Source organism: Nitrospira sp. BLG_2 (assembly GCF_049222245.1).
The window spans coordinates 1-9272 of the sequence record NZ_JBLYIG010000112.1; the positions used below are offsets into that span (position 1 = coordinate 1).

A 9272-nucleotide genomic window follows, 5' to 3' on the forward strand; every position below is an offset into this window, starting at 1 on the left:
ATGATGGGACGGACGGATTTCAATTCAAGAGCAAATCCCGGGTTTTCTTATAGGCTGGATCTTGCATGCGATCCAGGTCGGACCGCACAAACCCCAGGCCCGTTACGCACAGTTCAAAGTTTTCGGATAATTTTTTGAACAAAGGCAAATTGGCTTCGGCATCATCACGGCCGATTTGCGCGACGATCCCATAGGACCGTTTCCCCGTCTTCACATAGTCCACAAGGAAGTCCTTATGATAAATAAGCCCGGTAGATTTGAGTCGTCGAAGATACTCGGGAAAGAGTCCGGCCATGAACAGAGTGAAATCCCCAATATGCCGATGGACATCCCGCTCACGGTCCAGCGATTGGGCTTCGAGCATGACTTCCGACTCGAAGAGCAAATCGACGACGCTATCGACCGGCTGGTTCTGTCGATTTCTGATCTTATAGAGCTGATCCGTATGGGTGAAATCGACCAACAGATCCGAGACGTACGATGTGACCTTGGCATCAGGCCAACCAAGATGCTCCGTGAAGCTCTTTTCGGTTAGCGCGCCGAAGAGTTGCCGGAGCGGGTGCCGTGGAGGAACTTGAGTGCTCATCTCCACCTCCTACGAAGACTGGCTAGGCTTGCGCTCAGTATACCAGATTGCGACTACGAACAGGTTCCTACTCTAGCAGGCTGTTGAAAAAGTCCGCGAGCGGCGTTCTCGCGGCGCTTAGAGGCTCAACGTACGGCCCAATGTACGCTTCGCCTCCTCGCTTGCTGCGGCCTGGCTCGACGACCTTTTTGACCAGCCTGCGGTCTTGTGAGATGGCCTGGAACCACTGGATCTCCTGTCTTGCCATACTTGCAGATTAGTTTGTCAACATCCTGCTAGTCGATTCTATCGGAACGACGCCATCAGACCTTGAGTCAAGGCAAGCGTCGCTCTCTACTGTCCACGACGAATGTCACCGGCCCATCGTTCACTAACGCCACGCGCATATGCGCGGCGAACACACCCGTCTCCACCGACGTCCCGCATGCCCGCAGATCAGCCACGACCTGCTCATAGAGGCGCTTGGCGAGGTCGGGAGGAGCAGCCCCATCGAAGCTGGGACGACGTCCGTTGTCGGTTCGGCCTACCAGCGTGAATTGGGAGACCAACAACACGGCGCCGCCGACATCCGCCAGCGACCGATTCATTTTACCCTGATCATCGGCGAACATGCGGAGGCTCCGAATCTTGTCGACCACATACCGTGCGTCCGATTCGTCATCGCCTTTCGCGACACCCAACAAAACCATCAAGCCGTTCCCAATCCGACCTACGATTGTTCCTTCGACCTCTACCGAGGCATTGGTCACGCGCTGAAGCACCGCCCTCATCGCTTGAGTCACCCCCGTTGCAATTGAGTCAATGTCCCTTCGAGGGAGAGCAGCTTGCGTTTCATGGCCAGTCCCCCGGAAAAACCTCCGAGCGAGGCATCGTGCGCGACAATCCGGTGACAAGGGACGACGATAGGCAACGGGTTCGCGCCCACCGCATTGCCGACCGCACGGGCATAGTGTCGTCCGCCCACCCGGGCGGCAATCCATTGATACGAGCGGAGCTTGCCGTATGGGAACCGCTGCAGGGTCCACCAGACCTTGCGTTGGAACGAGGTTCCCTGCGACAGGTCGAGCGGCACATCGAAGGCATTCTGTCCCCCTGCGATATAGTCGAACAGTTGACGGCGGGCTGCTTCCAGTCGCGCCGACTCTCCTTGTTGGATCGGCCCGTGTAACTGTGCCCTGAGGGCGGACTCGGCGGCTCGTTTTGAGCGTTTCGGCAACACGATTGCTTGAATCCCTTTTGGAGATTCCGCGATTCCCATCCAACCCCATGGGGAACGAAAGACTATCGCACGCTGCATGGAGCTCTCCTTGTTACGCCGCCAATCGACCCAATTTTCTGCGCACCATTCCCCACACCACCCCGAGTTCTTCCGACCGAAACAACGCATGAACACCGAGATATCCACCTACACTCAACCCGACAGCGGCAACAAGCATCGCGGATTTCGTGATCCATCCGGCGGGATGAGTCCATACCTGTGCGCCGGCTACCCACCAGCATGCCAGGACCAACGGAATACATGCGACAAGGACCCGAAGGCAAGAGCGTCGCACCGCTCCCCAGTCAACTCCGCCCAGTCTCCGGTTCAGCACCGTTACCAGAATGACTCCGTTGACCATGGCCGCCAAGGCCGTGGCGAGCGCCAACCCGGCCGCGCCTAGAACAGACATCAACACCAGCGAGAAGAGGATATTCGCCGCGAGGGCGACCGCCGCGGCAATGGCCGGCGTCCTGGTATCTTGCAGCGAATAGAACGCCGTGACGATGATACGGACCCCTGCGAATGCCCACAAGCCGACGGCGTAACAGAGGATCGCCAGGGCCGTTTCAGCCGTATCTTGCGCGGTGAATGTGCCGTGCTCGAAAAAAAGATGCACGATCGGAGTACGTAACAAGATCAATCCCGCCATCGCCGGCACGATGATGAAGAGGATCATACGCAGGCCGAACCCGAGCGTGGTACGCAGTTCATCCAGGGCGCCTCGCGCCGCTTGTGAAGATAACGTGGGCAGAATCGCCGTCGCCAACGCGACCCCGAAGATGCCCAGTGGAAATTGGATGAGCCGCATGCCGTAAAACAAATAGGTCGGCCCACCGGCGAAGAACGATGCCAACACCGTGCTCACCGTCAAGTTGATCTGAGTCACGGACAGACCGAGCAGCGTGGGCACCATCAATGTACCGATCCGCCGCAGACCCGGATGGCCCGGCTCGAATCGAAAGCCGAACAGCAATCCCCGCAGTTTCAGACTGGGAAGCTGCATGGCGAATTGGGCCGCCCCTCCCGCCACCACGCCGATCGCGACCCCGATAATCGGCTCGCTCAGAAGCGGGGCCAACCACGCGGCGCCGACGATGATGAAGACATTCAGGAAAAGCGGAGAGAAGGCCGGCGCCGCAAAGGCCCGCACCGAGTTCAGAATGCCCATGGCTAATGCCGCCAAGCTGATGAACAGAAGGTACGGAAACATGACGCGGGCGAGCAGCGTCGTGAGCGCGAGTTTGTCGGGATTGTCCTGAAATCCCGGCGCGAGCAGCTGAACGAGCCAGGGAGCGGCCACAATCCCGGCAATCGTTACCAGCGTGACGACGGTCAAGAGCGTCGTGAACACCGCGCTGGCCAGTTCCCAGGCTTCCTGTTTACTCCGCGTCGTCCGGTATTCCGTGTACACGGGAATGAAGGCCGACGACATCGAACCCTCCGCAAACAGCTCGCGGAGGAGACTGGGAATACGGAACGCGATGAAAAAGGCATCCGCGGCCGGCGTCGCGCCGAACAATCTGGCCAAGACCATGTCGCGGATGAAGCCCAGGATTCGGCTGGAAAATGTGGCGATGCCGATCACCCCGGCCGCCTTGACGACTGATTGATTCTCATCCTGCAGCTTGGCAGGAGCGCCGGTCGAGACGGTAGGCTCTGACATGGATCCGGATTCTAGCGGAACGATCGCGGGCCGTCTATCGAACCTGAGATTTATGGGTACTTTCTCAGCACCGCTGTCTTTTGGCGTGCCGTCCGGGGCATGAACAGAGACGCGTCAATGTCGATTTCAGGAGTTGAATGATCGAATCATTGAATGTGCAAGCCGTCGCTCGTGTGGCGAGATAGTCCGTCATCAAACGTGGGTTGTAGAACGACGAAGGAAGACGTAAAGAACGCGGGTCGACTTCTTACTGAGTCGGATCTCCCGGCGGTGGACGGAGCTTCGCCCCGGGAGACCCGTTGTTCGATCGATCATGCCGCGAGTCGTTGAACCGGTGGCCGGCTGGTCATGTTTCCCATGTTCGACCCGACCTCGCGTAGCACCTCTACGTTGGCCTGAGGCTTCATCTCCAATGTGCCGTTGAACACCACGCCCTCTTCTATTGAAAGGACGGGAGTCGTCAGGCTACCTTGGACGACGGCGGGCGCACAGAGCACAATCTGGTCCTTTGCCTGAATATCACCATGGATGGTTCCACGGCACACCACCGTCCCCGCTGTAACCTTGGCCTTGAGCACTGCCTCAGGCCCCACAAGCAAGCCGCCGTCGGTATGAATTTCTCCCTCCAACGACCCATCAACCCGTACCGTGCCGGAATAGGTGATGACCCCTTTGAACTCGACATCTTTTCCGACGAAGGCGACCTCATCCGGAAGGGTCGGACCGCTCTTTTTTGATGGACTGCGCTTATCCTCCGCCCACCGCTCCTGTTCCCGCTCGACCTCCCCTCCTGTCTCGTCCTGCTTCCACATATCTCACACCCTCCTTGTCATAGCGCCGGCCGATTCGCGAACATGTTATTTATCGGTCGGCAAGGGTAATTTATTGAGTGCTCAGGATAAAGGAGGAGCTCTTATGGTTCCTCGACTAATTCATTCGATAATTCATCAGGATTGTCGCCCGGACGACCTGGACAGACCTCGGCAAGGAGAATACCGCACGTTTGGATGCTTTGGCATATCCCGCCGACAATATCACCTGCTTTTAAACGGCCGATAGCAGCCTGGACGACTAACGTCCATCGCTCCATCGGAACTCGTTGAAACAAAGGCTGATCGGGAAGCACATAGATTTGATGCTCCAAGAGGGACACCATGATCAGGACACCCGTGCGCTCGCGAGTTCGGGAGACCGCATGTTGCGCGAAGGCGCGCTCGGCCCTAAGACGTACCTTGTGATGCATACGATCGGAAGTTGTGAAGAGGCGAATGATAGGAACAAGGCGGCCGAGCCCTGCTCCCGCGCCATAGGCCAGGATTGTCGCCAGTATCAGCCAAGCCGCATTGGAGGCATGCCACCCCCAAGGCAGTCCGAGTATTTCCGTGGTCAGCAAAATAGTGAATATCGCCAGCGCGAGGATGATCCCGGCGCGATGTTGGGCATCACGATAGAGCCCGGATCGGCCCACGATCATCGGCACGATCTCCGCGTTCGTGTGTTGTTCCGCCTCCTGCACGGCCAACCTGATCCGCCTCCGTTCATCGGCTGTGAGCGGAAGTCCTTTACCAGTTTCCACTGGCGCCTCCTCCTCCGAAATCGCCTCCTCCACCGCTGAACCCCCCTCCACCACCAGATGAACCTCCACCCCACCCCCCGCCGCGGCTGCTGTACCAGACCCAATCATCCATACCACTGTACCGATTTCTCCTTCCCCCGGTGCCGGAAGCACCGATCATCAGCAAAAGAAGCAAGGTGATACCGCTCGCCAGGAGCGCAGGAACCAGCCAGGGCGCCAGGAGTGTGGAGATTCCCGCACCCGCGACCGGCCCGATGAATCGATGGATATTCATGAACATGAGCCCGACGAGCAATCCGACAAGAACGGCCACGACGACCTGTCCAATGACATCGCTTTCCTGGCGCGGAGCTGCCTTCTCGGACGCCTGATAGGTTCCTTCAATGGTCTTTATAATGGCGCTGATGCCTCCCATCACCCCGCCCGACATATCTCCGACGCGAAATCGTGGGGCGATTTCATTTCTAATGATTTGCGCCGATCGGGCATCGGTCAATACGCCTTCCAGACCGTACCCGACTTCAATGCGGACCTTGCGCTCCTTAATCGCCACCAACAGCAGGACGCCGTTGTCGGTGCCCTTGTGACCGAGTTTCCACGTCGTCGCAACACGATGAGAGAATTCTTCGAGAGATTCGCCGTCGAGGGCCGGAACGATCAGAACCGCCACTTGATTGCTTGACCGGGTTTCATGAGTCGTCAGCTGAGCCGTCAGCGATTCAACTGTAGCGCTCGGCAAGACATGGGCAAGATCGACGATCCGCCCGGTCAGCGGCGGGACATCCAGGGCATGTGCAAGAAAAGTGAAGACGCTGGTCGAGATCAAGGCGAAGACGCAGAAGAGGACGCCGTAGTACCTCCGATGCAACTGCACCATCCCCCTCAACCTCAGCCTCAAACCTGGTCTTAAAATTTGACTTCGGGAGGTTTCGCTACGGCGTTCTCATCGGCGACCGTAAAGTTGGGACGCTCTTCCAGGTGCAGCAGCAGCTTTGCCGTGAGGTTGGTCGGAAAAAACCGGACCATCTTGTTGTATTCAGCGACTCGGTCGATGTATCGCTTACGCGCCACGGTGATTCGATTCTCCGTCCCCTCCAACTGGCTTTGAAGGTCCCTGAAATTTTGATCGGCTTTCAAGTTGGGGTAATTTTCGGCTATGGCGATCAGCCGACCCAGCGCCGATGTCAGACCGGCCTGGGCCTTTTGAAATGCCTCGAATGCGGTTGAATCTTGTAGTACCTCGGGCGTCACTTGCATCCCCGTCGCCTTGGCCCGGGCGTTCACGACGCTCTCGAGGGTTTCCTTTTCATGGGCCGCATATCCCTTGACCGTCGCGACAAGATTGGGAATGAGATCGGCACGCCTCTGATATTGATTGATCACTTCGCTCCAGGCAGCCTTCGTGTCCTCATCCAAGCCTTGAAGATCGTTGTAACCGCAACCGGACACGGACAATGCACTGATCATCATCACGGTGAGCAGAGTCCTTTCCCACCAAATGCGCCCCATCGTTCCCTCCCTCAGCAGTCGCGGCACGCTGTGTTCCGTTCTCCGATCATGCTACCATGAGCATCATCATTAAGATATGTCGGTCAAGAGGACCTATGTCACGGGAACAATCGATTCACGAACCTGATGGGTTTCAAGTACGACATCGTACACTGGGCATCTACCAAGGCAGTGCGATCGACCTCGCCTTCTGGCACCCCTCGTCAGGCATGCCCGAGCACGGGCTCTGCCGATTTTCGACAAGAGACAAGGCCCAGGCGTTGGTCGACGTGCTTTGCTCACCGTCCTGCGCGGAACCCATGGATCGAAAGGATTTGACCATCGAGCCATACGATATCGCTGAACATGACCGCTTAATCACTGAATATCCGCTGCCGTCCGCCTGGGAGACGCCTATCTAGACCGGCAGCTGAAGATCTTGATCAGCCGGTGACGGTGACTCGACGGCTTTGGAGAGGACCGAGGAGGTGGAGCCCGAATGTGATTGGATAAAGGCCAGAAGACGTTTATTCTCTTGGGCCTTCCGGAGAAACTTGAACGCGATGCCGCGCGCGCTCACCGACCGCACCATGGCGGCTACTTCGACAGGAAGTTCATCTTCGGCGATGACGATCTCCAGGTAGAAAATGTCGTCCACGTGCACGTGGGTTTCACTCTTAACAATGCACCCTCCCAAGGAGAGATCCATCACGATTCCCTCCCCTCTGACTTTTCCTCCGGAAAAAGACAGACAAAGCCTCACAGGAATACGAAGATGTTCACGGCGGTCCATGGTAGGCAGACGTCCGGTGCTGAGACGACGGCCGAGAAATCGGTGGTCGCAGTGGACACAATGATACGGAACGATCCAAATCAATGCCGCGGCCAGTTCACGCGGCGATTGTGGCCACACACGAAGCACTCCATCCTTCCGGCACCGGGGGCAGATCATTTGACGCTTCATTCAGTTTTTATCTCCGGTCAAGGAAATTTCGCCGCATCCTCATTCGCACTATAAAGGCCTTTCTCCCGCAGTCAAGCTGATTGCCATCTGGCGCAATCGGCCTCCATCAGCCTTCATACCAATGGAGATATGGCGACTATGGCTCGGCATCACGCTTATTTACACGGAAACGAGGGATGACTGTGTCGTGGGCTATCGTTAAGCGGACTCTGCGTGCGGAGATTCCGGTTCAGCGGGAAGACCGGATTCGACGACACCGGCCCGGAGATATTCACGATTGAGAGTGGCTATGAAACGGACACTGATACGTTTTGGGCAGACAGCTTCACACTCGTTCTGATTGCCGCAAGAACCGAATCCTTCTCGATCCATGGCGTCCAGCATCGCGTTCACACGTCGCGTACGCTCGGGCTTGCCCTGCGGCAGAAGCGCCAAGTGCGACACCTTGGCCGCCACAAACAGCATGGCCGAAGCGTTTTTGCAGGCCGCTACACAAGCCCCACAGGCAATACACGATGCGGCATCCATGGCGGTTTCGGCTTGGTCCTTGCTGATCAACAGAACATTCCCATCGACCGCTCCACCGGTATTGACGGAGATATAACCCCCTGCCTGCATGACTCGATCCAACGCTCGACGATCCACCACCAGATCCTTGAGGATGGGAAACGCCCGTGCGCGCCACGGCTCGATCCTGATGACCGCTCCGTCGGGAAACCGCCGCATGTACAACTGACAGGTGGTAATGCCGCGGTCCGGCCCATGCGGGATGCCGTTGATCACCAGCGAGCAACTTCCACAAATACCTTCACGACAATCCTGCTCGAACGCCACCGGCTCCTCACCCCTGGCGATCAATCCCTGATTCACGCTGTCGAGCATTTCCAGAAACGACATGCCGGCGCTCACATCATGCGCTTCGTACGTCACGAACCGGCCGCTGTCTTCGGGACCTTTCTGGCGCCAAATCTTGAGGGTGAACTTCATAGTGTCGGCCGACTCCTAACTCTCTTCACTCTTCACTCTTTTATCCCTTACCCCTCATCAATTCATTGATAGCTTCTGGTTGTCGGCGGCACGAATTCAAACACCAGGGGCTCTTTGTGTAAAGCGGGTGATGCACCTTCTCGATATTCCCATGCGGCCACGTGCGCGAAACGGCTGTCGTCACGTTTCGGCTCGCCCTCCTCGGTTTGATACTCTTCTCGGAAGTGCGCTCCGCATGACTCTTCCCGATGCAACGCATCGTGGCACAGCAGCTCGGCGAACTCGAGATAGTCCGCCACTCGCCCCGCATACTCCAACTCTTGGTTGAAGGCCTCACCTGCCCCTGGAACCATCACATTACGCCAAAATTCTTCCCGTAACGCCGGGATGTCCTTTAGCGCCGATTTGAGTCCTTCTTCGGTTCGGGACATGCCACAGTAATTCCATAACAACTGCCCGACTTCTCGATGAAATGAGGCGGCCGTTCGGCGGCCCTTGCCGTTCAGAAGACGGCCGATCCTGCTCGTCACGCGCTGAATCGCCACCTGAGATTCCCGGTGATGTTCGCCGACAGGAGTGAATGTTGCCGTCGCCAAATAATGCCCGATCGTATACGGCAAGATAAAATAGCCGTCCGCTAGCCCTTGCATGAGGGAGCTGGCTCCGAGCCGATTGGCGCCGTGATCCGCAAAGTTCGCCTCACCGATCACAAAAAGTCCTGGGACGGTGCTCATGAGATTGTAATCA

The 9272-nt window shown here is 57.3% G+C and carries 11 protein-coding genes and 1 pseudogene; 1 reads left to right on the forward strand and 11 read right to left on the reverse strand.

The features are described from left to right. Positions 1–19 precede the first annotated feature (19 nt). From ACOSYY_RS03240 to ACOSYY_RS03275, 8 genes are all read right to left on the reverse strand, one after another. Positions 20–586, reverse strand: a complete 567-nt coding sequence (locus ACOSYY_RS03240; protein WP_421660835.1) for a hypothetical protein — start codon at positions 584–586, stop codon at positions 20–22. A gap of 314 nt (positions 587–900) precedes the next feature. After that, on the reverse strand, positions 901–1356 hold the full coding sequence (gene dtd, locus ACOSYY_RS03245) for a D-aminoacyl-tRNA deacylase (RefSeq protein WP_526023272.1): 456 nt from the start codon (positions 1354–1356) through the stop codon (positions 901–903). Positions 1357–1364: 8 nt separating this feature from the next. Beyond that, positions 1365–1883, reverse strand: a complete 519-nt coding sequence (locus ACOSYY_RS03250; RefSeq protein ID WP_421660837.1) for a methylated-DNA--[protein]-cysteine S-methyltransferase — start codon at positions 1881–1883, stop codon at positions 1365–1367. A gap of 13 nt (positions 1884–1896) precedes the next feature. Continuing rightward, positions 1897–3510, reverse strand: a complete 1614-nt coding sequence (gene murJ / locus ACOSYY_RS03255; RefSeq protein WP_421660838.1) for a murein biosynthesis integral membrane protein MurJ — start codon at positions 3508–3510, stop codon at positions 1897–1899. A gap of 311 nt (positions 3511–3821) precedes the next feature. Then, complete coding sequence (locus ACOSYY_RS03260) at positions 3822–4322, reverse strand: bactofilin family protein (RefSeq protein ID WP_421660839.1); 501 nt, start codon at positions 4320–4322, stop codon at positions 3822–3824. 101 nt (positions 4323–4423) lie between these two features. Beyond that, entirely contained in the window at positions 4424–5086 is a 663-nt protein-coding gene (locus tag ACOSYY_RS03265; protein ID WP_421660840.1) for a TPM domain-containing protein, read from the reverse strand. Next, on the reverse strand, positions 5073–5963 hold the full coding sequence (locus tag ACOSYY_RS03270; RefSeq protein WP_421660841.1) for a TPM domain-containing protein: 891 nt from the start codon (positions 5961–5963) through the stop codon (positions 5073–5075). The genes ACOSYY_RS03265 and ACOSYY_RS03270 overlap by 14 nt, the downstream gene beginning before the upstream one ends. 29 nt (positions 5964–5992) lie before the next feature. Beyond that, positions 5993–6595 (reverse strand): LemA family protein, encoded by a 603-nt coding sequence (locus tag ACOSYY_RS03275; protein ID WP_421660845.1) that lies wholly within the window; start codon positions 6593–6595, stop codon positions 5993–5995. A 95-nt stretch (positions 6596–6690) separates the two neighbouring features. On the opposite strand from ACOSYY_RS03275, the gene ACOSYY_RS03280 reads away from it, so the two are divergent. Then, positions 6691–6996, forward strand: coding sequence for a hypothetical protein (locus ACOSYY_RS03280; protein ID WP_421660842.1), 306 nt, complete (start codon positions 6691–6693; stop codon positions 6994–6996). On the opposite strand, the gene ACOSYY_RS03285 is transcribed toward ACOSYY_RS03280, so the two are convergent. From ACOSYY_RS03285 to ACOSYY_RS03295, 3 genes and pseudogenes are all read right to left on the reverse strand, one after another. Then, positions 6993–7538: a PilZ domain-containing protein gene (locus ACOSYY_RS03285; RefSeq protein WP_421660843.1), complete on the reverse strand. Its 546-nt coding sequence runs from the start codon at positions 7536–7538 to the stop codon at positions 6993–6995. The two genes, ACOSYY_RS03280 and ACOSYY_RS03285, sit on opposite strands and share 4 nt — an antisense overlap. A gap of 198 nt (positions 7539–7736) precedes the next feature. Continuing rightward, complete coding sequence (locus ACOSYY_RS03290) at positions 7737–8525, reverse strand: succinate dehydrogenase/fumarate reductase iron-sulfur subunit (RefSeq protein WP_421660844.1); 789 nt, start codon at positions 8523–8525, stop codon at positions 7737–7739. A 62-nt stretch (positions 8526–8587) separates the two neighbouring features. Then, positions 8588–9272, reverse strand: a pseudogene (locus ACOSYY_RS03295) (fumarate reductase/succinate dehydrogenase flavoprotein subunit); the annotation flags it as partial.